The 25,927-nt window shown below is 58.6% G+C and carries 28 protein-coding genes; 16 read left to right on the top strand and 12 right to left on the bottom strand.

Annotated elements, in window-relative coordinates; translation table 11 throughout:
- Positions 1-288: 288 nt before the first annotated feature.
- From rplS to ACR0MS_RS15170, 3 genes are all read left to right on the top strand, one after another.
- Positions 289-672 (top strand): 50S ribosomal protein L19, encoded by a 384-nt coding sequence (gene rplS, locus ACR0MS_RS15180; protein ID WP_039541573.1) that lies wholly within the window; start codon positions 289-291, stop codon positions 670-672.
- Positions 673-683: 11 nt separating this feature from the next.
- A complete protein-coding gene (rpmE, locus tag ACR0MS_RS15175; RefSeq protein WP_170428949.1) occupies positions 684-905 on the top strand; it encodes a 50S ribosomal protein L31 in 222 nt (73 codons plus the stop codon).
- Between the two features lie 158 nt (positions 906-1,063).
- Positions 1,064-1,291 carry a hypothetical protein gene (locus tag ACR0MS_RS15170; protein WP_480574972.1) on the top strand — a complete coding sequence of 76 codons (228 nt, stop codon included), beginning with the start codon at positions 1,064-1,066 and terminating at the stop codon, positions 1,289-1,291.
- Positions 1,292-1,297: 6 nt separating this feature from the next.
- On the opposite strand, the gene ACR0MS_RS15165 is transcribed toward ACR0MS_RS15170, so the two are convergent.
- Positions 1,298-2,923, bottom strand: coding sequence for an MFS transporter (locus ACR0MS_RS15165; RefSeq protein WP_480574975.1), 1,626 nt, complete (start codon positions 2,921-2,923; stop codon positions 1,298-1,300).
- Between the two features lie 36 nt (positions 2,924-2,959).
- A complete protein-coding gene (locus tag ACR0MS_RS15160; RefSeq protein ID WP_480574978.1) occupies positions 2,960-3,847 on the bottom strand; it encodes an AEC family transporter in 888 nt (295 codons plus the stop codon).
- A 211-nt stretch (positions 3,848-4,058) separates the two neighbouring features.
- Between ACR0MS_RS15160 and ACR0MS_RS15155 the strand changes: the two genes are divergently transcribed.
- Positions 4,059-4,868, top strand: a complete 810-nt coding sequence (locus ACR0MS_RS15155; RefSeq protein WP_170388145.1) for a division plane positioning ATPase MipZ — start codon at positions 4,059-4,061, stop codon at positions 4,866-4,868.
- Here ACR0MS_RS15155 and ACR0MS_RS15150 read toward each other — a convergent pair.
- Complete coding sequence (locus tag ACR0MS_RS15150) at positions 4,865-6,094, bottom strand: adenylate/guanylate cyclase domain-containing protein (RefSeq protein WP_480574981.1); 1,230 nt, start codon at positions 6,092-6,094, stop codon at positions 4,865-4,867. The genes ACR0MS_RS15155 and ACR0MS_RS15150 overlap by 4 nt on opposite strands.
- Before the next feature lie 61 nt (positions 6,095-6,155).
- Positions 6,156-6,608, bottom strand: a complete 453-nt coding sequence (locus ACR0MS_RS15145; protein ID WP_480574984.1) for a MarR family winged helix-turn-helix transcriptional regulator — start codon at positions 6,606-6,608, stop codon at positions 6,156-6,158.
- A 57-nt stretch (positions 6,609-6,665) separates the two neighbouring features.
- On the opposite strand from ACR0MS_RS15145, the gene hmgA reads away from it, so the two are divergent.
- The 7 genes from hmgA to ACR0MS_RS15110 all read left to right on the top strand — a co-directional run bounded on the left by hmgA (position 6,666) and on the right by ACR0MS_RS15110 (position 13,596).
- The gene (hmgA, locus tag ACR0MS_RS15140; RefSeq protein ID WP_480574987.1) at positions 6,666-8,021 is read left to right on the top strand and encodes a homogentisate 1,2-dioxygenase; all 1,356 of its coding nucleotides are present in this window, start codon (positions 6,666-6,668) and stop codon (positions 8,019-8,021) included.
- A gap of 247 nt (positions 8,022-8,268) precedes the next feature.
- Entirely contained in the window at positions 8,269-9,525 is a 1,257-nt protein-coding gene (gene fahA / locus ACR0MS_RS15135) for a fumarylacetoacetase (RefSeq protein ID WP_480574990.1), read from the top strand.
- A gap of 87 nt (positions 9,526-9,612) precedes the next feature.
- The gene (locus ACR0MS_RS15130; RefSeq protein ID WP_480574993.1) at positions 9,613-10,563 is read left to right on the top strand and encodes an MBL fold metallo-hydrolase; all 951 of its coding nucleotides are present in this window, start codon (positions 9,613-9,615) and stop codon (positions 10,561-10,563) included.
- Positions 10,564-10,699: 136 nt separating this feature from the next.
- The gene (locus ACR0MS_RS15125) at positions 10,700-12,310 is read left to right on the top strand and encodes an FAD-dependent oxidoreductase (protein ID WP_480574996.1); all 1,611 of its coding nucleotides are present in this window, start codon (positions 10,700-10,702) and stop codon (positions 12,308-12,310) included.
- A gap of 5 nt (positions 12,311-12,315) precedes the next feature.
- Positions 12,316-12,513, top strand: coding sequence for a DUF2783 domain-containing protein (locus tag ACR0MS_RS15120; protein ID WP_480574999.1), 198 nt, complete (start codon positions 12,316-12,318; stop codon positions 12,511-12,513).
- 18 nt (positions 12,514-12,531) lie between these two features.
- Entirely contained in the window at positions 12,532-13,167 is a 636-nt protein-coding gene (gene maiA, locus ACR0MS_RS15115) for a maleylacetoacetate isomerase (RefSeq protein WP_480575002.1), read from the top strand.
- Between the two features lie 87 nt (positions 13,168-13,254).
- The gene (locus ACR0MS_RS15110; protein ID WP_480575005.1) at positions 13,255-13,596 is read left to right on the top strand and encodes a DOPA 4,5-dioxygenase family protein; all 342 of its coding nucleotides are present in this window, start codon (positions 13,255-13,257) and stop codon (positions 13,594-13,596) included.
- On the opposite strand, the gene ACR0MS_RS15105 is transcribed toward ACR0MS_RS15110, so the two are convergent.
- Complete coding sequence (locus ACR0MS_RS15105) at positions 13,593-15,221, bottom strand: acyl-CoA synthetase (protein WP_480575008.1); 1,629 nt, start codon at positions 15,219-15,221, stop codon at positions 13,593-13,595. The genes ACR0MS_RS15110 and ACR0MS_RS15105 overlap by 4 nt on opposite strands.
- 221 nt (positions 15,222-15,442) lie before the next feature.
- Here ACR0MS_RS15105 and ACR0MS_RS15100 point away from each other — a divergent pair, with 221 nt between their 5' ends.
- Both ACR0MS_RS15100 and ACR0MS_RS15095 read left to right on the top strand, forming a co-directional pair.
- Positions 15,443-16,834, top strand: a complete 1,392-nt coding sequence (locus ACR0MS_RS15100; RefSeq protein WP_480575011.1) for an aminotransferase family protein — start codon at positions 15,443-15,445, stop codon at positions 16,832-16,834.
- A gap of 266 nt (positions 16,835-17,100) precedes the next feature.
- Entirely contained in the window at positions 17,101-17,874 is a 774-nt protein-coding gene (locus ACR0MS_RS15095; RefSeq protein ID WP_480575014.1) for an ankyrin repeat domain-containing protein, read from the top strand.
- Positions 17,875-17,989: 115 nt separating this feature from the next.
- Here the strand turns inward: ACR0MS_RS15095 and rplT are convergent, their stop codons facing one another.
- From rplT to pyk, 5 genes are all read right to left on the bottom strand, one after another.
- Complete coding sequence (rplT, locus tag ACR0MS_RS15090) at positions 17,990-18,355, bottom strand: 50S ribosomal protein L20 (protein WP_152457001.1); 366 nt, start codon at positions 18,353-18,355, stop codon at positions 17,990-17,992.
- Positions 18,356-18,369: 14 nt separating this feature from the next.
- Complete coding sequence (gene rpmI, locus ACR0MS_RS15085; RefSeq protein ID WP_010443552.1) at positions 18,370-18,570, bottom strand: 50S ribosomal protein L35; 201 nt, start codon at positions 18,568-18,570, stop codon at positions 18,370-18,372.
- A 181-nt stretch (positions 18,571-18,751) separates the two neighbouring features.
- Complete coding sequence (locus tag ACR0MS_RS15080) at positions 18,752-20,302, bottom strand: alanine/glycine:cation symporter family protein (RefSeq protein ID WP_480575017.1); 1,551 nt, start codon at positions 20,300-20,302, stop codon at positions 18,752-18,754.
- Between the two features lie 14 nt (positions 20,303-20,316).
- Positions 20,317-20,754: a universal stress protein gene (locus ACR0MS_RS15075; protein WP_480575020.1), complete on the bottom strand. Its 438-nt coding sequence runs from the start codon at positions 20,752-20,754 to the stop codon at positions 20,317-20,319.
- A gap of 234 nt (positions 20,755-20,988) precedes the next feature.
- Complete coding sequence (gene pyk / locus ACR0MS_RS15070; RefSeq protein WP_480575023.1) at positions 20,989-22,434, bottom strand: pyruvate kinase; 1,446 nt, start codon at positions 22,432-22,434, stop codon at positions 20,989-20,991.
- Positions 22,435-22,568: 134 nt separating this feature from the next.
- Between pyk and ACR0MS_RS15065 the strand changes: the two genes are divergently transcribed.
- The 3 genes from ACR0MS_RS15065 (at position 22,569) to ACR0MS_RS15055 (ending at position 23,993) form a co-directional block, all read left to right on the top strand.
- The gene (locus tag ACR0MS_RS15065) at positions 22,569-23,306 is read left to right on the top strand and encodes an N-formylglutamate amidohydrolase (protein ID WP_480575026.1); all 738 of its coding nucleotides are present in this window, start codon (positions 22,569-22,571) and stop codon (positions 23,304-23,306) included.
- Between the two features lie 59 nt (positions 23,307-23,365).
- The gene (locus ACR0MS_RS15060) at positions 23,366-23,605 is read left to right on the top strand and encodes a DUF6868 family protein (protein ID WP_480575029.1); all 240 of its coding nucleotides are present in this window, start codon (positions 23,366-23,368) and stop codon (positions 23,603-23,605) included.
- A 73-nt stretch (positions 23,606-23,678) separates the two neighbouring features.
- Positions 23,679-23,993 (top strand): DUF1244 domain-containing protein, encoded by a 315-nt coding sequence (locus ACR0MS_RS15055; RefSeq protein WP_171241400.1) that lies wholly within the window; start codon positions 23,679-23,681, stop codon positions 23,991-23,993.
- Positions 23,994-24,035: 42 nt separating this feature from the next.
- Here the strand turns inward: ACR0MS_RS15055 and ACR0MS_RS15050 are convergent, their stop codons facing one another.
- Together ACR0MS_RS15050 and dgcA are read right to left on the bottom strand one after the other, a co-directional pair.
- Positions 24,036-24,896, bottom strand: coding sequence for a D-amino-acid transaminase (locus tag ACR0MS_RS15050; RefSeq protein ID WP_480575032.1), 861 nt, complete (start codon positions 24,894-24,896; stop codon positions 24,036-24,038).
- 10 nt (positions 24,897-24,906) lie between these two features.
- The gene (gene dgcA / locus ACR0MS_RS15045) at positions 24,907-25,872 is read right to left on the bottom strand and encodes an N-acetyl-D-Glu racemase DgcA (protein ID WP_480575035.1); all 966 of its coding nucleotides are present in this window, start codon (positions 25,870-25,872) and stop codon (positions 24,907-24,909) included.
- Between the last annotated feature and the right edge of the window lie 55 nt (positions 25,873-25,927).

Here is a 25,927-nt window from a genome sequence, read left to right as displayed (position 1 = left end):
AAACTCACCAACCGGCCCTGTAAAATATGAAGATTTGGGCTTGATCCCAGTGATCAAAGCCCTTAAACGACCGCAATCCGGTGCCGCGCTTGCGCGACTCCGGTGTTTTGGTTTGGTCCTCGTCGTGACGCCCGGCTTTCTTCAGCCACGGCGCGGCGGAACAAACCGCACCAAGGAACATTCGATCTGACCTCTGGCGGGCTGTACGCAGGACCCGGTGAAGACCAAGAGCTCTCAGCCCGTGCCCAAACTTCGTGGACCAACCACGAGCAGATAGGAGTGAATGCGATGGACCTGATCGCACAGCTTGAGGCGGAACAGATTGCCGCCCTGGGGAAAGACATCCCCGATTTCAAAGCCGGTGACACCATTCGTGTCGGCTTTAAAGTGACCGAAGGGTCGCGTACCCGCGTGCAGAACTACGAAGGTGTCTGCATCGCGCGCAAAGGTGGCAGCGGCATCGCCGGTTCGTTCACCGTCCGCAAAATTTCGTTTGGCGAAGGCGTAGAGCGTGTTTTCCCGCTGCACTCGACCAACATCGACAGCATCACCGTTGTCCGCCGTGGCCGCGTCCGTCGCGCCAAACTGTACTATCTGCGCACCCGTCGCGGTAAATCCGCACGTATCGCAGAGGTCACCAACTACAAGCCCAAGGCTGGCGCCGAGGCGTAAGGAGCGGAAAGATGAAAAAAGACATCCATCCCGATTATCACGTCATCAACGTCAAAATGACCGATGGCACCGTAGTTCAGATGAAATCCACCTGGGGCGCCGAAGGCGATCAGTTGGCTCTGGAAATCGACCCCTCCTCGCACCCTGCGTGGACCGGTGGTTCGTCGCGCCTGATGGACGCCGGCGGCCGTGTGTCGAAGTTCAAGAAGAAATACGAAGGTCTGGGCTTCTAAGCCTGCCTTATTTGAATGCGAAAGGCCGTCCCTTGGGGCGGCCTTTTTCTTTTTTGACCGTGGCAAGGGGCAGGTTTAGCCATAGTACGATTTAGCTATGGGTCCCGAGATGCTACACTCTGCCCAACACGCCCTCAGACTTCACGGAGACCCCACCCATGCCCCAGTACAACGACATGATCGAGCTTTCAGTCGAAGATATGGACCTGATCGAAACGGCGTTGCGGGACTCGGTCGCCTCGTTGTCACAGGCCGCGCTGGACGAGGACGAAGGCACCAACGCGGACCGCGGAGAAACCCTCAGGCGCATTCACGACCTGCTTGGAAAGCTGCACGATCAGAAAGTCTTCTATCGCCCGAAGGAGGGGGTGTATCTGGGCGGCTGAAGCCGGTTATTGCGGCTTACGCGTCAACTCGGCCGCGCTGTGTAACGGAGGCACCGGTCCACGCAGCAGCAACAGCGCCAGCACCATTCCAAGCAGCGCAGCAATGGCTGTGATCATCATCGCGCTGTCAAAGGCGTTGTCCTGCACGTCTCGTAAGGCTTTGGCCAAGGTCGTGCTGCTTTGCGGATCCATTCCAGCGATCAACTGTTGTATCTGGCTGGGCGTTCCATGTGTCAGCGCATGGGCCAGATCTTCACGCTGCGTCGAACCGCTGGGCAGGGCATCAATCACCTCAGACAGACCCCGGCGGGTGGTGATCGCCTCGGCTAGTCCGCACACGACCGCCCCCAGGGTTGCGCCAAAATAGAGGCACGCGTTTATCACGCCAGACCCCTGCCCAACATGCTCTTCCGGCAGCAGTCGCAGGCCGAGGCGCGGCAGCAGCGAGAAACAAATGCCCATCCCAATCCCAACCACCATCAGCTTCCACCAGATTTCGCCGTATTGCGTGGAATTCGTTGTCGCCACCAGCGACAGGAACCCGCACGCCATGGCGCCCAGTCCAATGACAACCGGCCACCGGAAACTGTAGGGGGCCAGAAACCGCGGCGCCGTGACCGAAATCACGAACATGCTAAGGCTTAGCGGCATGATCGCCAGCCCCGCGCCAACGGATGAATACCCAAACGCGTCTGGCGACTGCACGAAAGTGTTGAAATAGACAAAGAATCCAAACAGCGTGAAGCCGGTGACAAACATCCCCGCAGCAGCCATGAAGTAACGTGGATGGCGAAAATACCTCAGCTCGATCAAGGGATCATCGCTGCGGCGTGCAGCCAGAACGATACCAACCGTTGCCAGCGCTGCCACTGCCAGCGGCACCAGAGTCATGGGCGTGGCCCATCCATTGCTTTCCCCGTTGCTGAGCGCAAAAGACAGCGGCCCGAGAAACAGCAGGATTGCCATGGCCCCCAGATAATCGAACCGTGCCCCGGCCAGACGCGTATCCGGGACGTATTTCCGTTTGCTGACGTTCAAGCCGATGACAAATGCGACCACCAGAAGGATCAGATCGGTCGCAAACACCGCGCGCCAACTGACGTAATGGGCAAAAGCACCGCCCACAATGGGACCAATGCCAATTGCCAGCCCGACGATCGCGCCCCAGGCGCCGGTCACGCTGGCGCGTTGTTCCTCTGGCGTCGCCGCAGTCAGCAGCGACAGCGAGGTGCCAAACAGCGCCGCAGCCCCCGCCCCTTGTGCACCGCGCCCGATCAAGAGCATCGCGCCATCTTGCGCGAAAAGGACAAGCGAAGACCCAATGGCAAAGACGATCATTCCAAAGAAGAACACCCCCATCTTACCCGTGATATCGCCCAACCGACTGACGATAGTCACCAAGGTGGCGCTGGCGACGGTATAAGTTGCCATGACCCATTGCAGGCCAGACGGCGTCAGATCGAACTCGGCCTTGAGGTTGGGCAGGATGGTCGCAACTGCGGTTGTGTTGAACCCGACAACCATCATGCAAATCGCGGTCATAGCCAGAACGACCCGCGCCCCTTGGGGATGTGAATTCGCCTGTGACATCGCTCCGCCCTCAATCCCATCGGCGTCTTTGAGACGCCACATCAACACCTTAGCAGGTTTTTAGCCCAGCGCATAACCTCAGACCCAGTAGGACAGGGCCAGCGGCAAAACAGCGATCGTTGTAAGCGTTGACACCAGAATGAACCCAGCCACGTCCGGGCCGTATTCCGGCATGTGCTGATCAATGAACAAGTATGTTGCCACGGATGACGGCATCAGACAGCACAGGATAACCGCTCCGCGCTCGACCCCGGTAAAGCCAAATGCCCAGACCAAAGCGGTTGCAATTACGACCGCCATGATCAGGTGCAGCAGGGTCAGGATCACCGCGCGGCCAAGGCGTTGCACCTGAAGGCTTGCAAGTGTGTGACCCAGAGTCAAAAGCATCAGCGGGATGGAAAGACCGCCGAGAATATCAAACGATTTGGCCACAGGTTGCGGCAGGTTGTACCCCGTCGCCATCAACACCAGTGAAACGATAACAGCGTAGATGATCGGGGACGTGGCCAGTTTCTTCGGCGAAAACTCACCAGCCGGAATCCACATGCCCACGGTGAAGATGCTGATCAGGACCACCACCACAAACCCCATCGTGTACGCCATCCCCGCGTCACCCAGCGCCAAAAGCGTGATCGGCAGGCCGATATTGCCGACATTGCCGTGCATCAACGGCGTCAGGAACGCGCGAACCGGCAAGCGCATGGCCCTGAGCGCCACAAACCCCAGCACGCCAAAGCCTGCAATCGCCAGCGCCGCCGCAGCCATCACGTCTAGGAACGTCCCTACCGCGATCTTTGTCGTTGAAAGGTGCGAGATGATCAGCGTCGGATACCCAACCCGAGACACAATCCCACCGATGACCTTGTTGTCGAACGGGGCTTTGAACAATGCCAGGCTGTACCCGATCCCGGCGCAGATCAGCACGGGCAGGACCACGTTCAGCACGTTTAGAAACAGATGGTCCACCGCAAGCCCCTGATCCAATGTCGTAATTCAGAGAGTGAAACAGGTGGCCGGGTTTGGCAAGCGCGCGACCAAACCCGGCCCTGAGATTTCAGCAACAGCGAATTTTATTGCGCGCTGACTGTGTTTCGGGTTCTTCCCTTCCCCGGTTCCACAACATATAGTGGTTTTCAACAACGTGTGGGCAAACACGGCGGGACGTGGGAATACAGGCATGGCACATATCATCGTAGTGGGGAACGAGAAGGGCGGCGCAGGCAAGTCGACCGTTTCAATGCACGTCGCCACAGCGCTAGCACGGCTGGGGCATAAAGTCAGCACGCTGGACCTTGATCTTCGGCAACGCAGCCTTGGGCGCTATTTCGAAAATCGCGCCAATTTCCTGAAAAACTCGGACCTGACCCTGCCGACACCGCGTCACCACGACCTGCCCGAGATCGACGCGACCAAGTTGAAGCCGGGCGAGAACATCTATGACCACCGCCTGTCCGCCGCCGTTGCCGAGCTGGAAAGCGACAGCGATTTCATCCTGATTGACTGCCCCGGCTCGCATACCCGCCTCAGCCAGGTGGCGCATTCGCTGGCCGATACGCTGATCACCCCGCTGAACGACAGTTTCATCGACTTTGACCTGCTGGCGCGGATTGATTCAAAGGGCGAGAAAATCCTCGGCCCGTCGGTTTATTCCGAGATGGTCTGGAACGCACGACAGCTACGCGCGCAGGCGGGTCTGAAACCGATCGACTGGGTTGTTGTGCGCAACCGCGTGGGTACGCAGCGCATGGTCAACAAGGAAAAGATGCAGCGCGCGATCGAGATGCTGTCGCAGCGCATCGGGTTCCGCGTCGCCTCGGGCTTTTCCGAGCGCGTGATCTTCCGCGAGTTGTTCCCGCGCGGACTGACCCTGCTGGACCTCAAGGATATCGGGGTCAAACAGCTCAACATCTCGAACATCGCCGCGCGTCAGGAATTGCGCGACATGATGAAAGAACTGAACCTGCCGGGCGTCGAGATCGATTTTTAACCGTTATACACGGTAAACAGCTCTTTCGGCTCCGGCACGCCACGCAGCATGTAACGCCCGACCGAGATCAGATCCTGACTGCAAGGCATGGCCGCCTGCGCCACGTCGTCTGAAATCAGAATACGCTGCCCCAGCGACCGGTGCATTCCCGCAATCCTTGCCGTCTGGTTCACGGCCGGTCCGATCACGGTGAAATCAAGCCGGCTTTCCGACCCGATATTGCCGTACAAAATCTCACCCGCATGCAGGGCCAGCGTGAAATTGGCAACCGGAAGACCTGCGGCGCTGCGCTCTTGGTTCAGCACCTTGATCCGCTCTTGCAGCACCGGCACCGCTTTCAAAGCCGCGCGTGCGTCTTCATCAATTTCGCCTACGTCGAACATGGCCATCAGCCCGTCGCCCATAAACTTCAGGATGTTTCCGTCATTGTCGTGCACCACACCGACGGCCACAGCCAGATAGTCATTCAGCATGTCGATGATCTCACTGCCCGGCAACTCTTCGGACAGGCTGGTGAACCCCTCCAGATCAAAGTTCCAGATCACGGCATCAATCTGCTGCAGGGACCCGCGCCGTATTTCGCCCGAAAGAACACGACGACCGGCTTCGCGACCCAGATAGACACGCATCAAATCCTCAGAAACCCGCGCGTTCGACGCCGATTTCAGCGCCAAGCCCAAATGCGGCAACGCAGTGTTGATTAGTTCCAGATCGCCATCACGAAACCCGTCCGGAGCATTCGACGTCCAAGACAGCAACACACCGTCAACGGGTCTCTTGGCGTCCCGCGGCGCGTTGTGGGTCGGGACATCGAACGTCACACCCCGCGCATAATACTCGGTCGCCCCAATCTCTCTGAGCTCATTGATCAGAGGAAACCGGCTGGGTTCGTTCTGATCCACCATGCGTTCGTGCACGACCTCGACGTCATCGTTGAGAATAGCGAAAAGCGGGCTTTTCTGCCAATCCTCGCTGGCATCTTCCGAATACTCGAACTTTTGGTAATCCCCGCCACGCCCCTGGTACCAGCTATACCCCGTACCGCCATAAACCGGGTGCAGCGCGGATTGCGCCGCGTGAAACCGCATCAAGGGCACACCCATATCAATAAGCCGCGTGCAGTACCCGTCCAGAAGTTCTTCCTTTTCGGCACCGGCAAGGCCACGCGCTACCAGCCAATTGATAAGGTCGTTCGTCTTCGCCGCGTTGGGGTCCGGGGCTGTCATATCTAAATCCTGCGTCCACTCAGGGTGTCATCTGGGGTCATCACGAACAAATTACCAGCCCTCACACCATATCCGCCAGACGTCGCAGCATTTGCCGCAACAGGGTAACCTCGTCCTCGCTGAACAGCCCCGCCAGCTTTGCGTCGTATCGTTGGGCAATATCGCATAGCTCGCGGTAAACCGTCTGCCCTGCGGCTGTCAGCGTCAGTATTTCAACCCGGCGGTCCGTGTCGCTGCGTTTGCGTGCCAGATATCTGCGCTGTTCAAGCCTGCTGACCGCGCGGCTGATCTTTGTTTTGTGAATCCGCGCGCGCTCACCGATTTCCTTCGCGGTCATCTCTCCATAATTTCCCAGATGAAACAGAACGCGCCATTCGGTGCGCAGCATTCCGTACCGATCCTTATAGGCCCTCTGAAATTCTAACGAGCTTTCCTCGGCCGCCCGGTTCAGCAGGTAGGGCAGGAAAACCCGCAGATCAAATTCATCTTTTTTGTCGGAAACCGTGTTTGTCATGCTTGTTAGTTACAAAATCAACTATTATCGGACAAGTAGCAAATGGAGGAACACAGGATGAATCGTCCGACGAATCCGCACAGCCTGACACAAGCCAGCAGCCCGGTGGGGACGCATGAAGGCTATATGCCCGGCTTTGGCAACGACTTCGAAACCGAGGCCCTGCCCGGCGCTTTGCCGCAAGGGATGAACAGTCCGCAGCGCTGCAATTACGGGCTGTATGGCGAGCAACTCAGCGGCACCGCCTTTACAGCCAACCCGCCCGAGCGGACGTGGTGCTATCGCATTCGCCCGTCGGTGAAACACTCGCATCGATACGAAAAGATCGACCTGCCCTATTGGAAATCTGCGCCTTACGTCGATCCCGATGTGATCAGCCTGGGCCAGTACCGCTGGGACGCGGTGGCCCATTCAGATGAAGGGCTGACATGGTTGACCGGGATGCGCACCATGACCACGGCTGGCGACGTGAACACGCAGGTGGGTATGGCCAGCCATATCTATCTGGTCACCGAATCCATGGTGGATGACTACTTTTTCTCAGCCGATTCCGAGTTGCTGGTGGTGCCTCAGGAAGGCCGCCTGCGCTTTGCTACCGAATTGGGGATCATCGACCTTGAGCCGAAAGAGATCGCCATCATCCCGCGTGGCTTGTTGTACCGGGTTGAGGTTCTGGAAGGGCCCGCGCGCGGGTTTGTCTGCGAAAACTACGGGCAGAAGTTCGAATTGCCCGGTCGCGGTCCCATCGGCGCCAACTGCATGGCCAACCCCCGCGACTTCAAGGCCCCTGTCGCGGCGTTTGAGGACCGTGAGGTTCCCTCGACCGTCACCGTCAAATGGTGCGGCCAGTTCCATACAACGAAGATCGGTCAAAGCCCGCTGGACGTGGTCGCATGGCATGGCAATTACGCGCCTTACAAATACGACCTGCGCACATATTGCCCGGTCGGAGCGATCCTGTTCGACCACCCCGATCCGTCGATCTTTACCGTGCTGACGGCGCCTTCCGGTCAGCCAGGTACGGCCAATATCGACTTTGTTCTGTTCCGCGAGCGCTGGATGGTGGCCGAGGACACATTCCGCCCGCCGTGGTATCACAAGAACATCATGTCCGAGCTGATGGGCAACATCTATGGCCAGTACGACGCCAAACCGCAGGGCTTTGTTCCCGGCGGCATGAGCCTGCACAACATGATGCTGCCGCACGGCCCCGACCGCGAGGCGTTCGACAAGGCGTCGAATTCCAACCTTGGGCCGGACAAGCTGGACAACACCATGTCCTTCATGTTCGAAACCCGGTTCCCCCAACATCTGACCCCATTTGCAGCAAATGAAGCCCCGTTGCAGGATGACTACATTGACTGCTGGACCTCTCTTGAGAAAAAGTTCGACGGTACGCCAGGGAAAAAATGATGGATGGTGGGTACATAGTCATAGCCGTGTTCTTAGGGATTTTCGGGTTGTCGATTTGGGCATTTCGCGGACGCTGGAACGGAAAGCGCGACCACTACAAGCACAACCCAATGCCCGGCCATCGCCAAGAGGGTTCATCCGGCGGGGCTGATCCCAGCGGCGATTGAAAGATGGAAAACAGGAACATGTCGTACACCCTTTCCCGGCACCACACTCTCAAAGACGACAAAGACAATAAGGATCAAAGATGCCTTTAATGACATCCTGGGTGGCCTCGGCCAATGACGCCCACCACCCTTTTCCGCTGAACAACCTGCCATATGGCGTATTCTCGGTCGAAGGCGATGAACCGCGCTGCGGCGTGGCGATCGGTGACATGATCTTTGATGTCACCACCGCAGAAGCCGAAGGTTTGATCCAGTTGGCGGACGAACCGCTGTTCGACCTGCCCTTCTGGAACCCGCTGATGGAACAGGGCCCGGCTGTCTGGGCCGCGCTGCGCGACCGGCTGACAGACCTTCTGGCCGAGGGCAGCGAGGCACGGTCCGACATTGAACACCTGCTGGTCGCCCAAAGCGACGCTGAGATGCATATGCCTGTCGCCGTCAGCGAATACACCGATTTCTACGCCGGTCGGCATCACGCGCAGAATGTCGGCACCATGTTCCGCGGCCCGGAAAACGCGCTGCCGCCGAACTGGTTGCACATTCCGATTGGCTATAACGGTCGCGCGTCCTCGGTCGTGGTGTCCGGCACCGACATCCGCCGCCCTTGGGGTCAGTTGAAATCGCCCGACCACGACCGCCCGGCCTTTCTGCCCAGCCGCCGCTTCGACATCGAGCTGGAAATGGGTGCGCTTGTAGGCACGCCGTCTGACGGGCCGATCACGGTGCAGGAAGCCGACAATAATATCTTTGGCTATGTCCTGCTGAACGACTGGTCCGCGCGCGATATTCAAGCGTGGGAATACCAGCCGCTTGGTCCGTTTCAGGCCAAGGCCACAGCCACATCCATCAGCCCCTGGATCGTCACCAAAGCGGCGTTGGAGCCGTTCCGGTGCGATACCCCCGCACGGGAATTCGAGCTGCTGGATCACCTGAAAGACTGCGGCCCGATGCTGTATGACATTGATCTGTCGGTAACGATGGCACCCGAAGGGAAGCCCGCCACAACAATCGCCAGAACGAATTACAAAGAGATGTACTATTCCTCGGCGCAGCAACTGGCCCATCATTCGACCTCGGGTTGCCCGATGAACACAGGCGACTTGCTTGGGTCCGGCACGATTTCGGGGCCCACAAAGCCCGAGCGCGGCTCGCTTCTGGAACTGAGCTGGGGCGGGAGAGAGCCGCTAGAGCTGGACACGGGCGAAGTCCGCACCTTCATCGAGGACGGCGACACCCTGACCTTAACCGGTGAGGCCAAGGGAGACGGCTACACGATCGGTTTCGGCGATTGCACCGGCACCGTTCTACCGGCCCATGAAGACCCTTATCAAAGATGACATCCACCTCGTCATCTTTTCACAAATACTCCCGCCAGAGGCGTCCCCGACCCTCCGCCGGCACAACAGAATAAGGACAGGACAACCATGGCCAAGGCATTCGCGTCCCAAGGGGACATGTCGGAAAAGAATATCTCGTTTACTGAGGTCGGCGAGTGTTTGTACGCTTTCACCGCCGAAGGCGATCCGAATTCCGGTGTCATCATCGGCGACGACAGCGTGATGATTGTCGAGGCACAGGCCACGCCGCGTCTGGCGAACAAGGTTATCGAATGCGTGCGCTCGGTGACGGACAAACCCATAACCCATGTCGCGCTGACCCACTATCACGCTGTCAGGGTGCTGGGTGCCAGCGCCTTTGGTGCCCAACAGATCATCATGTCCGACATGGCCCGCGCTATGGTCGTGGAACGCGGGCAAGAGGATTGGGACAGCGAATTCCAGCGCTTCCCCCGCCTGTTCGAAGGACATGAAAGCATCCCCGGTCTGACATGGCCCACCACCACTTTCAGCGACACGATGACCGTCTATCTGGGCAACCGTCGGGTTGACCTGATGCATCTGGGCCGCGCGCACACGGCAGGCGATATCGTGATCCACGTGCCCGATCAGAACGTGATGTTTACCGGTGACATCGTCGAATATCACTCGGCCTGCTATTGCGGTGATGGTCATTTCAGCGATTGGGGCGACACGCTGGACGAAATCAAGTGGTTCGATGTTGACGCAATTGCGCCTGGTCGCGGGGACGCGCTGGTGGGCAAAAGCATGGTGAACGCTGCCATCGAAAACACGCGCGATTTTGTGGAAAGCACCTACCGCCCGGCGGCCAGGGTTGCCGCGCGCGGCGGTTCGTTGAAAGAAGCCTGGGATGCCGTTCGCGCCGAATGCGACCCCAAATTCTCGGACTACGCGATCTACGAGCACTGCCTGCCGTTCAACGTCGCCCGTGCCTATGACGAGGCGCGCGGCATCGACACCCCGCGCATCTGGACCGCGCAGCGCGATCTTGAGATGTGGGAGGCATTACAGGGCTAGGGACATACCGTCGCATTTGATCCAGATCGTTTTGCGTCGGAAAGATCAGTGAAACCATCGTGTATGACCTCCGGCATGGCAATGCCCAGGGACCAGAGTTTTGCGCCAGTCGCGCTAAAGCATCGGGGGAGAACCCATGAACAAGATTTTCGAAACGCCGCTTTACGCCTATGACCGCAGCCCAGATCAGGATGCGTCTACCCCGGTGCGCCACAAGGTAATCGTCATCGGGGCTGGACCCATCGGGCTTGCTGCGGCCATCGACCTTGCACAACAAGGGGTTGAGGTCGTGGTGCTGGACGAAAACGACAAGGTCAGTTTTGGCAGCCGGGCCATCTGTTTCTCGCAGCGCACGCTGGACATCGCAGATCGGCTGGGCGGCGGCGCACCGATGGTCGAGACCGGCGTCCAGTGGGACGCGGGCAAAGTGTTCTTTGACAACCGCAAGGTCTACGAATTCAACCTTCAACCTGAAAACGGCTATGGGAACCCAGCCTTCATCAACCTTCAGCAATATCATCTGGAGCGCATACTGGTCGATCGCATTCGCGCGCTTCAGGCTGAGGGCGCGCCCGTGGAAATACGTGGCCGCAACAAGGTCGAGGCCATCGGCACCCATGACGACCACGTCAAGCTTGAGGTTGAAACCCCGGAAGGTCCCTACAATGTCGAAGCCGACTGGCTGATCGCTTGCGACGGCGCGAATTCTCCGACCCGCCGGATGTTGGGGCTGGACTTTGACGGGCGTGTGTTCGAGGACAATTTCCTGATCGCCGATGTGGTGATGGAGGCCGATTTTCCGACCGAGCGCTGGTTCTGGTTCGACCCGCCCTTCAACCGCGGCCAATCCGCGTTGCTGCACAAACAGCCAGACAATGTCTGGCGTATTGACCTGCAGTTGGGTTGGGACATCGACAAAGAGCGTGAGAAACGGCCGGAGAACGTAATCCCGCGCCTCAAGGAAATGCTGGGAGAAGATGTTGAGTTCGATCTGGAATGGGTCTCTATCTACACCTTCCAATGCCGCCGGATGGAGCGTTTCCGCTACGGTCGCGTCCTTTTTGCCGGGGACAGCGCCCATCAGGTCAGCCCATTTGGTGCGCGTGGTGCCAATTCCGGTATTCAGGACACGGACAACCTGTGCTGGAAACTGAAGCTGGTGATCGACGGGCAGGCACCCGAATTGCTGCTGGACAGCTACAGCCGCGAACGCGTGCAGGCGGCGGATGAGAATATCAGCATGTCCACGCGCTCAACCGATTTCATCACGCCTAAGTCCGAGATGTCGCGCCTGTTGCGCGACGCGGTTCTGGACCTCAGCGAGCACTATGATTTTGCCCGTCCGCTGGTAAATTCCGGACGTCTCAGCACCCCGTGCACCTACACCGGGTCCTCCCTGAACTCGGCTGATGCGCTGAACGGGCCTGACATCACCCGACCCGGCTCGGCCTGCCCGGACGCACCGCTGGGCGATGCGTTCCTGCTGCCCAAGCTTGCGGGCAAGTTTACTCTGCTGACGATTGATGCTGACGCGCCAGACAGCCTGGAAGAAGATGGTGTCGTGGCCACGCGGCTTGCCCTGTCCGTGAAGGATGATCCGACGCTGGACTTGAAGCGCCGATACCTGGGTGATGCGACCAGCGCCGTCTACTTGATCCGACCGGACCAGCATGTCGCGGCGCGGCGCGACAACTTCGAAGAAAACGCATTCCGGCAGGCAATCCGCCGGGCAACCGGTAAGGAGTAAGTGAAATGACCGATCTGATCCTCACCCCCAATCTGGACAGCGCCGACGATTTCTATGCAGGTCTGTTGACCGCCCATGAAGGCTTGGACAGGGCCGAAAGTGACGCTCTGAACGCGCGGCTGGTTTTGGTACTGGCAAATCACATCGGGGATGCCCAAGTGTTGTCCCAAGCGTTGAAAGCCGCCAGACTGCAAAGCAACTGACCCGGACAGGAGGCCCGAATGAGCGCGGTTCTGTATGATTATTGGCGGTCTTCAGCCAGCTACCGGGTGCGGATCGCGCTAAATCTGGCCGGGATCGCCTATCATCCGGTTTCCATTGATCTGGTCGCTGGCGATCACAAAGCGGGCGATCATCTGGCGCGCAATCCACAGGGTCTGGTGCCGGTCCTTGAGATTGACGGACTGCGGCTAACGCAATCATTGGCGATCATCGACTATCTGGATCAGACGCGCGGCATGGGCCTGTTGCCCGCTGAACCTGCCGCGCGCGCCCGGTCGCTTGCATTGGCGCAATCCATCGCCATCGACTTGCACCCGGTCTGTAACCTTTCGGTCGCGCGCCATGCAACAGAACTGAGCGGAAATGCCGAAGGGATGCCGGGCGACTGGATGCGCCACTTCATCCGCCCCGGCCTTTTGGCGTTCGAGGCCCTTCTGGACGGTTTCGAACAGACCCCCTATTGCACCGGACCGCAACCGGGTCTGGCTGATCTGTGCCTGATGCCACAGATGTATAACGCACGCCGCTGGGACGTTGATCTGACCGACCTACCCCGCATTCTGAGCGTCGATGCCGCCTGCGCGGAACACCCTGCCTTTGCCGAGGCTCACCCAGACCGGCATGCCCCCGCCTGACCCGCTGCACAGGGTCTGTGTGCACATGGCGCTAGGCATCCGGGCGCGTCGAGCCTACCCTCATCGCACCTAATGATGGAGCCCCCGATGCCCGAGATCACCGGCTATCACGCACACGTTTATTTTGACGAAGACACGCAAGAGACCGCCCGGCAGCTTTGTGAAGAAGCCGCGCGCCTGTTCCCGGTTGAGATGGGGCGGATGCATGCCAGGAATGTCGGCCCCCATCCGCGCTGGAGTTGCCAGTTGGCCTTTGCCGCAGACACCTTTGATCAGGTCATCCCGTGGCTGATGCTGAACCGGCGGGGATTGACCATTTTCACCCACCCCGAAACCGGTCAACATCTTGAGGATCACCGGGACCGCGCCATCTGGATGGGCGAAATGCTTGAGCTGAACCTGTCGATCTTTGACAAGATGGGGCGTTAGCCAAGCGCCTTTGCATGATCGCGCAGTTTGAACTTTTGAATCTTGCCGGTCGATGTCTTGGGCAAGGGTCCAAACACCACGGTCTTGGGTGCCTTGAAATGCGCCATGTTATCCCGGCAGAAGGCAATAATCTCAGCCTCAGTCGCCTGCGCATCGGGTTTCAATTCGACAAAGGCGCAAGGTGTCTCACCCCATTTCTCATCCGGGCGGGCGACAACTGCGGCCTCCATCACGGCCGGGTGCTTATAAAGGATATCTTCCACCTCGACGGATGAGATATTCTCGCCGCCCGAGATAATGATGTCCTTTGACCGATCCTTTAGCGCCACATAGCCGTCCGGGTGCATAACTCCCAGATCGCCAGAGGCGAACCACCCGCCCTTGAACGCCTTGTCTGTGGCGTCCGGGTTCTTGAGATACCCTTTCATCACCACATTGCCCTGCATGAAGATCTCACCCATCGTTTCGCCATCGGCAGGCACCGGTTCCAGCGTTTCGGGATCAGCCACCATCAGACCGGACAGAGCGGTATAGCGCACCCCTTGCCGCACTTTCAGCGCGGCGCGCGCATCGGCGGGTTTGTCGTTCCATTCGTCCTTCCATGCGCAGACGACCGACGGGCCGTAGGTTTCGGTCAGGCCATAGACATGAGTGACCTCGATCCCCATCCCCTCCATATTGGCGATCACGGCGGCAGGGGGCGGGGCACCTGCGGTCATCACCTTGATTTGGTGGTCGAAATCCTTGAGCGCGTCGGGTGCATTGGCCAGCATGTTCAAAACGATGGGCGCGCCACAGAAATGCGTGACCTTCTCATCCCGAAAAGCGGCATAGATCGGCTCAGCCCGCACTGCGCGCAGACAGACAGAGACACCTGCATTTGCCGCCATCGCCCAGGGGAAACACCAGCCATTGCAGTGGAACATCGGCAAGGTCCACAAATAGGTCGAATGCTTGGGCATGTCCCAATCCAGCAGGTCCGACTGCGCATTTAGTGCCGCGCCCCGGTGGTGATACACAACACCTTTTGGGTTGCCTGTGGTGCCCGACGTGTAGTTCAGCGTAATCGCATCCCATTCGTCATCGGGCAGAGACCATGCGAAATCGGGGGCACCCTCACCCAGCAAGGTGTCATAGGTCAACGCGCCCAGTTTCTCACCGCCATCAAAACTGGTGTCTTCAATGTCTACAACCAACAGATCATGATCGACCTGTTTCAGCGCCTCTTTGACCGCGCCCGAGAATTCCGGGTCGACCAACAGCACTTTGGATTCCGCATGGTTCAAGATGAAGGCGATGATCGGCGCATCCAGCCGCGTGTTGATCGCGTTCAACACCGCACCGGTCATTGGGATGCCAAAATGCGCCTCGTACATCTCGGGGATATTGGCGGCGATGATTGAGACCGTGTCGCCTTTTCCAATGCCACGCGCAGCAAGTGCCCCTGCCAGACGACGACACCGGGCATAAGTTTCGGCCCAGGTATATCGGCGCGCGCCATACACGACCGACGGATAATCGGGGTAAACCTGCGCCGTCCGCTCAAGGAAACTGAGTGGTGACAGCGGCGTATGGTTCGCGCGGCATCTATCCAGATGACGTTCATACATGTTGGCTGCGGTCATCGGCTTCCCCTCCCTCTGTCTGATCGCGTGACTTGATCACAAAGTTGACCGGCTGACAAACCCGTAGAAATACGTCGCGGCTCTGGACTGGCAATATGCGATGATGCAATCTGGCCCTATCTACCGATGGCCTTTCGCGGTGATCTGAGCCATCGAAAACACACGGGCCGGGATTTACCTCCGGCATCCTGCGCACCCAAGAAATTCTGAAAGGACATGTCATGGACGGCACGTTCAACGAAAACGATCTTTCCCGCGTGGTCGAGGCCGACCGCGCCCATATCTGGCATCACCTGATCCAGCATAAACCCTTTGAAACCAACGATCCGCGCATCATTGTCGAAGGCAAGGGAATGCGCGTCTGGGACCAGAACGGCAAAGAACATCTGGATGCCGTATCTGGCGGCGTTTGGACCGTGAACGTGGGCTATGGCCGCGAATCGATCTGCAAGGCCGTCTATGACCAGTTGATGAAACTGTGCTATTTCGCAAACTCGGCCGGGTCTATTCCGGGCTCGATCTTTGCGGAAAAGCTGATCAGCAAGATGCCGGGGATGAGCCGGGTCTACTACATGAACTCGGGGTCCGAGGCAAATGAGAAAGCCTTCAAGATGGTCCGCCAGATCGCCCACAAGAAATACGGCGGCAAGAAGACCAAGATCCTGTACCGCGACCGCGACTACCACGGCTCGACCCTGGCGGCGATGTCGGCGGGCGGTCAGGACGAGCGCAACGCGCAATACGGCCCCTTTGCGCCGGATTTCGTGCGCGTCCCGCATTGCATGGAATACCGCAAGCACGAGCTGGACGGCGCACCCGAAGAGAATTTCGGCGAATGGGCTGCCGATCAGATCGAAGAGGTCATCCTGCGCGAAGGCCCCGACACCGTGGGCGCCCTGTGCCTTGAGCCTGTGACCGCCGGTGGTGGTGTGATCGAAGCGCCTGAGGGCTATTGGCAGCGCGTGCAGGAGATTTGCGACAAATACGACATCCTGCTGCATATTGACGAGGTCGTCTGTGGCATTGGTCGTACCGGCACATGGTTTGGCTATCAGCAATATGGCGTGAAGCCCGATTTCGTGACCATGGCCAAGGGCGTCGCCTCGGGCTATGCGGCGATTGCCTGCATGGTCACGACCGAGGAAATCTTTGACATGTTCAAGGACAATGCGGACGACCCGATGAACTATTTCCGCGATATCTCGACTTTCGGCGGCTGTACCGCAGGCCCGGCGGCGGCGATCGAGAACATGCGGATCATCGAGGACGAAAACCTGCTGCAAAACTGCACCGACATGGGCGCGCGCATGATGGGCAACCTTCAGGCGCTTATGGAGAAGCACAAGGTCATCGGCGACGTGCGCGGCAAAGGGCTGTTCCTTGGGGCCGAGCTGGTCTCGGACCGCTCAAGCCGTGAGCCGGTGAATGAAAAGCTGGCACAGGCGGTTGTGGCCGACTGCATGGCGCAAGGCGTGATTATCGGCGTGACTAACCGTTCGGTGCCGGGTAAGAACAACACGCTATGTTTCTCGCCCGCGCTGATCGCTACACCGGACGATATCGACCAGATCACCGATGCGGTCGACGGCGCGCTGGGGCGCGTGTTCGGGTAGACCGAAAGATGATGCAGTTAGGAAACCGGCGCTATCATCGCGCCGGTTTCCATGTCTTTCGACTATGCGTCGTCGCCTGGGATCAAATCTGCCGATACTGCCCAAAACTTAGGAACCGCATTGGGCTGGTCGCTACGGTTTCGATGGGCTGGAATCAACAATCTAGGGCCACCCTTTCGTGAACGCCCAAGCGAAAAAGGGCGCAAAGGTCACCGCTCTGTTTTGCCCCCTTAAATTCGCCATACTCCGCATTAGAATGCCACAGCATGGATATCTTTTCTTTTCAGCAGCGAATTTCCGACTTTCTCATCAGTCAGGTCATAAGTGGACCAGACGGCGCTGAAGAAGCAAAGGCTTTGCGGGATGAACTTGACGCGGCGATTGCCAAATATGGTGACACCATTCCAGAGTTAAGGCAGTTGGCCGCTCAGTTTGATTTGCTCGCCGAGACATCGTTTCGTCAAAACCTAACGAACCAATTCACTGAAGAGACCAAAAAAGAGTACGTACCAGAGCCACTGATTTTTGATGCCATCAGCGACGGTGATGTTGGGGCCGTTGCTGCCGCGTTGGACCATTGGGAAATCAACGCGACCCACGGAGAACTAGAAGCAACGGCGCTTTATAAGGCGATGTCTTGCATGTTTGGCGTGTCGCTGGATATCGTTCGCCTTCTCCTGGATCGGGGCGCTGATCCAAAGCTCGGGTTGGGGTCGGACTACAATGTTCTGCACGGGCTTGGTTTTGGCAATTGTGACGCAATCGAACCAAATGAACTGACAGAAGTGATCAAGCGATGCATGGCCTTGGGCGCGGATATCGAACAGCGGTCAAAAAATCTGCAATGGACGCCTCTGATCACAGCCGCCTCGGAATGGAACCCGGTGGCCGTTGAAGCACTTATCTTGGCCGGCGCTGACGTTCATACCCGCTCAGGCACGGTCTCAGACGTTTGCCTAGCGGGTGAAACCGGGCGGTCCTTCGCTGAGGGACATGCTCCGACACTGGCCGTCTTTGACCGCTACATGACACAGTCCTGATGCACGACGAGCACTGCAACCTTATTTCTCTCAAACCCGCCCGAGACGCTACAGCCCAAAACAAAAAAGCCGCCCCATTGGGACGGCCTTTCATTCACTGTCTCTTTTCAGAGGATCAGGCGGTCAGAGCAGCCTGAGCTTTGGCGACGATCGCGCCGAACGCTTCCGGTTCGTGCACGGCCAGATCAGCCAGAACTTTGCGGTCCACTTCGATACCGGCCAGGTTCAGGCCGTTGATGAAGCGGGAATAGGTCAGAGCCTCGTCATGCGAACGGACAGCAGCGTTGATACGCTGGATCCACAGCGCGCGGAAGTTGCGCTTGCGGTTCTTACGGTCGCGGGTTGCATACTGGTTGGCCTTGTCGACGGCCTGACGTGCAACCTTGAAGGTGCTCTTGCGGCGGCCATAGTAACCTTTGGCGGCCTTGATGACCTTCTTGTGACGGGCGTGAGTTACGGTTCCACCTTTAACGCGGGACATGTTGGTATCTCCTCTTAGCGGTCGTAGGGCATGTAGCCCTTGACGATCTTGGCGTCGGGGGCGGACAGGGTGGTGTTGCCACGGGCATCGCGGATGAACTTTTTGGTCCGCTTGATCATGCCGTGCCGTTTACCGGCCTGGCCAGCAAGGACCTTACCGGTCGCAGTCACCTTAAAGCGCTTCTTGGCGCTCGACTTGGTCTTCATCTTAGGCATTTCCGTCTCCTTTCGGGGTTCGGTACAAAACGCGACTCGGCATGCCATCCGGCCGGTCACGCGATCAGAAGCGCCGTTTACGCAAGTTCGCTCATACTGGCAAGGGGGTTTTGACCAGAATCTGCGCTTTTCACAGGGTGGTCAGGCACCGGGGCGACACGCGCCGCCCCGGTGATGGGATTTAGTGGCCGAACTTGCGGATCTCGCCGCTTTTCAGCCGGGCCGCGTAGCTGGCCAGTTCCTCGCGCACCACTTTCATCAGGAAGTAGAGCGCAAAGACGTTCACCACCGCCATCGCAAAGATCGCCGCATCCGAGAAGTCGATGACCGGGCCAAGATTGGCCGCCGCACCGATCACCACGAAGACGCAGAAGATGATCTTGAAGATCAGCTCTTTTGTGTGACCTTCGCCAAACAGGTAGGTCCAGGCCTTGAGGCCGTAGTAAGACCAGCTGATCATGGTCGAGAAGGCGAACAGAACCACCGCGATGGCCAACACATAGGGGAACCATCCAAAGGCGCTGGCAAAGGCTGCCGAAGTCAGGCTGACGCCCGAGTTGCCATCGACAGTAGCAATGGCATTGCCCGCTTCGTTCAGCATGTAATTGCCAGTTGCCGGATCAATGATCAGCTGCTGGGTGATGATGATCACCAGCGCGGTCATCGTACAGATCACAACGGTGTCGATGAACGGCTCGAGCAGCGAAACAAAGCCCTCGGTGATCGGCTCTTTTGTCCGCACCGCCGAGTGCGCAATCGCCGCAGAACCAACGCCCGCTTCGTTCGAGAACGCCGCACGGCGGAAGCCCTGGATCAGCGCGCCGACCATGCCGCCAGCAACGCCAAGGCCGGTAAAGGCACCTGCGAAGATCTGGCCAAAGGCCCAACCGATCTGATCAGCGTGCATGATGATGATGACCAGCGCGGCCAAGACATACATGACACCCATGAACGGAACGACCTTTTCCGTAACACGCGCGATGGATTTCAGGCCGCCAACGATCACGGCAAACACGATCCCCGCAAAGACCAGACCTGTGATCCACCCCGGATAGTCGCCAACGATGCCTGCGATCTGCTGATGCGCCTGGTTTGCCTGGAACATGTTGCCACCGCCCAGCGCACCCAGGATACAGAAGATCGAGAACAGAACCGCAAGGATTTTACCGCCGGGCAGACCCAGTTCGGCAAAGCCCTTGGACATGTAATACATCGGACCACCCGAGACCGTGCCATCCTCGTATTCGTTGCGGTATTTGACGCCCAGCGTACATTCGGTGAATTTCGAGGCCATCCCAAGAAGGCCCGCGACGATCATCCAGAATGTGGCACCCGGCCCACCGATCCCGACAGCCACCGCCACACCAGCGATGTTACCAAGACCAACCGTCCCGGACAGGGCCGTGGCAAGCGCCTGAAAGTGGCTGACCTCACCCGCGTCGTTCGGGTCGGAATAGTCGCCTTTGACCAGACTGATCGAATGACCAAAGAACCGCAGTTGCACAAAGGCAAAATACAGCGTGAAAACCGTTGCCGCGACAACCAGCCATCCCACGATCCAGGGGAATCCGGTACCCGGGAAGGGCGCGAAGATAAAGCTGACAAACGGCCCGGTGAAATCGGCGAAAGCCTGGTTGATTTTGTCGTCCAGTCCCGCTGCCTCTTGCGCCAGAGCGGGACTTGCTAAGAAGCTGGCGATTGCGGCCAGACCCAAGTGTTTTGGCATGTTCATAATCGTCGCCCCTCTCAATTCACTACTGTGACAGGCACATCGGCATGCATCACAAGGTTCTGCGTCGAACTGCCAAACAGCCGTTTCTTGAACCCATCTGCCGACGCGCGGCCTACGATGATCTGCGTTCCACCGTTTTCGACCGTAATCGCGTTGAGAGTTTCGGCCACGTCGCCGTGGCGCACGATGCCATGCGCCGAGAACCCGGCAGAGGTCAGAGCATCCACGGCCGGCTTGACGACCCGCGTCGTCGCCAGTTCGACCTCTTCCTCGCGACGCTTGTGCCGCAACGCGTTTTCTTCAGGTGTTTGGAAAGTGAAAGGGGACCATTCGATAACGTAAACCACCAGCAATTCACACGTTCCGATCCGTTCCGCCAAATCCTTGGCAAAAGCGATCGCGCGCTCTCCGGTTTCTGTCCCGTCCAGTCCAATGACAATTTTGGTTGTCATGACGTTCCTCCGATTTTGTTGATTATACCGGGGCCCGTGCCCCCGGCCGGGCAGCCGGAACCTGGAACTTATTGAGTAGACCGCCCATGCGGATCAGTATCCAAGAAAAACACCGAAAAATAGAGGGGAAACTGAAAGATTCACCCCCTATTTGGATATCATATTGTTTTATATTTATTTTTTCTGCTTATTTTTTAGACTCTCAGCGTTTGCAGAGAGTCAATCCGCCTTACCTCAACCCGGATCAGTGTTGTAAATCAACCGCTCGTCACAGGGTGCGATACGCAGGATGTTGGTCGTCCCCGGCACGTTGAAGGGGACACCCGCCGTGACTACGATCTGGTCAGCTTCAGCCGCAAACCCGCCCGCGCGGGCGGCACGAGCTGCATTCACCACAGCGCCTTTGAACCGCTCAAGCTCGGGCGTCATCACGCAATGGCACCCCCAGGTCAGGCACAGGCGGCGGGCCGTGCCTTTGGCTGGTGTCAACGCAAGGATCGGAACACCCGGACGCTCACGCGCCGTCAGCAAGGCGGTTGTTCCGCTTTGCGTGAAGCAACAGATCGCCTTGATTTCGGTTTTTTCTGCGATCTCTCGCGCGGCGGCAACAATGCCGTCCGCCACTGATGTGCCTTTGGCCGACCGAGATGAAGCGATGATTTGCGAATAGGTCGGGTCCGCTTCGACCTCGATAGCGACCTTATTCATCGTCTGCACGGCCTCGATCGGGTAAGACCCCGCGGCGGATTCAGCACTGAGCATGATGGCATCCGTGCCCTCATAGATTGCGGTGGCCACATCCGAGACCTCGGCGCGCGTTGGCATGGGGCTTTCGATCATGCTCTCCAGCATTTGTGTTGCCACAATCACCGGCTTGGCCGCTCCACGGCATTTCCGAACAAGGCGCTTCTGGATTGGCGGAACAGCCGACACAGGCAGTTCCACACCCAGATCACCCCGCGCGACCATGATCCCGTCGGACGCATCAAGAATATCGTCAAATGCCTCAACCGCCGCCGGTTTTTCGATCTTGGAGAGGATCGACGCGCGGCCGTCGGCCAAGGCGCGGGCCTCGAACACATCTTTGGCACGCTGCACAAAGCTCAGCGCCAGCCAGTCGACCCCCAACTGACAGACAAATTCCAGATCGTCGCGATCTTTGGCGGACAAAGCTGCCAGCGGCAGTACAACGTCCGGCACGTTCACACCCTTGCGGTTGGAGATCGTGCCGCCCACTTCGACGGTGCAGTTGGCGTAGTCCTGGCCGCAGTCTTTAACGATCAGGCGGATTTTACCATCATTGACCAACAGGCGCGCGCCCGGTTCCAGCGCGGCGAAAATTTCCGGGTGCGGTAGGCAAACTCGGCTGATATCCCCGGCCTCTGGATCTAGATCCAGCCGGAAATCTGCGCCCTCGACTAGTTCTTCGGCATCGTTGGCAAAGACACCCACACGCAGTTTCGGACCCTGAAGATCGGCAAGGATCGCGATCGGGCTGTCCAAATCCTTTTCTACCTGCCGAATGATCTGATGGCGTTCGCGAATTTCGTCGTGGCTGCCGTGGCTCATGTTCAGGCGGAACACGTCCGCCCCGGCCTCGTGCAAGGCGCGGATCGTATCATAATCGTTGGACGCCGGTCCCAGCGTCGCCACGATCTTTACACTTCTCAGGCGTCGCATTGGTCTTGCTCTCCTCACGTCGTCTTTATGGTTTCGCGCAAATGTTACCGCAAACAGTGCGTCAGGCTGCTTATTGCGCAATTCCCTTTTCAAAGCAACTGCCCTACACCTGCGACAAACTAGATGACAGGCTTATGACGTATTCTCCGTTTTTTATCCACGGCGCTGATCGGCCGTCGCGCTGGCTGATCACATGCGACCACGCAACCAACACGGTGCCGCCCGAAATCAACGGCGGTGACCTCGGCCTGCCGCGCGAGGATATGGAGCGTCACATCGCCTATGACGTTGGCGCCTATGAAGTCTCGAAACATCTGGGTGAGATCCTGAACGCGCCCGTCATTGCCGCCAATTTCTCGCGCCTCGTGATTGACCCGAACCGGGGCGAGGATGACCCGACCCTGCTGATGAAGCTTTATGATGGGTCAATCATTCCCGGCAATCGCCATGCCGACGACGCCGAACGCGAGCACCGCCTGAACATGTGCTACGGCCCCTACCACAACGCGCTGGCTGAATTGGCCGCCCTGCCCCACGCGGTGATCGTGTCGATGCACTCGTTCACCCGGCAACTTCGCGGCCGCGATCCGCGCCCGTGGCACGTAGGCGTGTTGCACACCCCAGACGAGCGGTTTTCGCGCCCGCTGATCAACCGGCTGCAGGCCGAGGACGATCTGTGCGTCGGCATCAACGAGCCCTATACCGGAGTTCTGCCCGGCGACGCGATCGACAAACACTGCACGGCTTTTGGCCGCCCCAACGCGTTGATCGAGCTGCGCAACGACTTGATCGCCGATCATGCAGGGCAGCGCGCATGGGCCGAACGGCTGGCGGTTGTTCTGAAGGATGCTCTGGAGGACAGCGACCTTTAAGCGCACAACATTGTGAGGTTCGTCGCCAACCCATATATATCGTGGGAAAGGGGGCGACTATGACACAAGAATTCCTCACCTCCGTCTTTGGCTGGATGGCCGTAATCAACATCGCGGTATTGCTGTTCACCACAGCTATGGTTCTGCTTTTGCAGGACTGGATTGCCGGTATCCACGGCAGGATGTTTCAGATGGAACTCTCGGACGTGAAACGGGCCTATTTCAGGTATCTCGCCAATTACAAAATTCTGACATTGATCTTCTGCATCGTCCCGTGGCTGGCGTTGAGACTGGCCTGACACGTCGATTGTTGAAACATCGCCACCGGACCGCTAGGTCAGATACAACGATACTGCCACCCGGAGCCAGACCATGGACAAGCAAACCGAAATCGAACTTCAGGCCGCCGCGTTCCGTCGGCTGCAAAAGCACCTGATGGAAGATCGCACCGACGTACAGAACATCGACATGATGAATCTGGCCGGGTTCTGCCGCAACTGCCTGTCGCGCTGGTATCAGGAAGCGGCCAATGAAAAAGGCATCGAGATGGGCAAGGACGAAGCCCGTCAGATTTTCTACGGCATGACCATGGATGAGTGGAAAGCCAATTATCAGACCGAGGCCAGCCCCGAGAAACAGGCCGCGTTCGAGGTCGCGTTTGAAGAAAACGTCGGCAAGAAAGGCTGACGCATTGAAAGAAAGGCCCGCCAATTCAGCGGGCCTTTTTACTCAGATCGCCGCTTTGCGGCTTTCGTCCAGATAGATCTCGCGCAGACGTTTGGCGATTGGGCCGGGCGTTCCCTCGCCCAGCGCGACCCCGTCGATCTCAACCACCGGCATAACGAATGCACTGGCCGAGGTGGTGAAGGCCTCATCCGCCTCTTTCGCCTCGTCGATGGTGAACAAACGTTCTTCGACTTCCATCTGCGCCTCAGCCGCCATGCGCAGAACAGCCTTGCGGGTGATACCGTGCAGGATTTCGTTGGACAGCGGGCGGGTGACGATCTTGCCGGCTTTCACGAAATAGGCGTTGTTGCTGGTGCCTTCGGTGACATAGCCATCTTCGACCATCCACGCATCGTCGCACCCGGCGGCCTTGGCCATCATCTTGCCCAAGGACGGATAAAGCAGTTGCGTTGTCTTGATGTCGCGACGACCCCAGCGGATATCGTCGATCGAGATGATCTTGGCGCCTTTCTGCGCCGCAGGACTGTCGGCCAGTCCCGGCTTGTTCTGGGTAAACAGAACCAGCGTCGGCTTGGTGTCGGCCGCAGGGAACACAAAATCCCGGTCTCCATCGCTGCCGCGTGTGACCTGCAAATAGATCAAGCCCTCAACGATCCCGTTCACCTCGACCAGCTTGCGGTGAATTTCCAGCAGCTCATCCTTGTTGCAGGGCTCGGCCATCTGCAGCTCGTCCAGCGAGCGTTTCAGGCGCACTGCGTGGCCCTCAAAGTCGATCAGCTTGCCGTCCAGCACGCTGGTCACCTCATAAACGGCGTCAGCCATCAGGAAACCACGGTCAAAGATCGAGACCTTGGCCTCGGTCTCGGGCAGGTATTCGCCATTCACGTAAACGGTGCGTGTCATCTTGTTCTCCTCAGCCCCAGAGCGCGCTTGAAGGCGGATGCACTCCAGCGTCATCAAAAATCAGCGGGTTGGTGCGGTCTTCGGCCAGAAGAAGCGGGCCGTCAAGGTCCGTTACCATCGCACCCTGCGCCAACAGTGTCGCCGGTGCCATAGCCAGAGAACTTCCGACCATGCAGCCGACCATCACTTGATAACCCTCGGCCAGCGCCTGTTTGCGCAGTTCCAGCGCCTCGGTCAGGCCGCCGGTTTTGTCGAGCTTGATGTTGACCACGTCGTATTTACCCTTCAGCGCCGGAAGGCTGGCGCGGTCATGGCAGGATTCGTCGGCGCAAACCGGCACCGGGCGCTCCATCCCGATCAGCGCGTCATCTTCACCGGAGGGCAGAGGCTGTTCGACCAGCGCCACCCCCAGACGCACCAGATGCGGCGCAAGATCGGCGTAGACGGCGGCAGACCAGCCCTCATTCGCGTCGACGATGATCTTGGCATTCGGCGCCCCTGCGCGGACGGCCTCAAGCCGGGGCATGTCATCCGGTGTGCCCAGCTTGATCTTCAGCAGCGGGCGATGCGCGTTCTGCGCCGCCTGCGCTTGCATTGCCTTGGGCGTATCCAGCGAAAGGGTATACGCCGTGATCTCCGGCCCCGGAACCGGCAGACCTGCCAGGTCCCAGGCCCGTTTACCTGCGCGTTTGCACTCCAGATCCCACAGCGCGCAATCCACCGCATTTCGTGCAGCCCCGGCGGGCAGCAGGTCCATCAGCGACTGACGTGTAAATTCGGCTGGCAGGCCGGCGATCTCAGCCTCAACCGACTCGAGCGTCTCATTGTAGCGCGCATAAGGAACGCATTCTCCCCAACCCTGATGCGCCCCATCCGAAATCCGGACCGTCAGGACCTTCGCCTCGGTCCGCGACCCGCGCGAGATGGTGAACACCTGCGCCAGCCGAAACACATCACGAGAGACCTCTACCTGCACGCGCCTACCCTTTCAGTTTAGTATCCAAAAGGCCGGCAACGAACGCCACCGGCCC

Source organism: Ruegeria sp. CJ2 (assembly GCF_056536745.1).
This window is presented reverse-complemented; position numbering and strand designations above follow the sequence as displayed.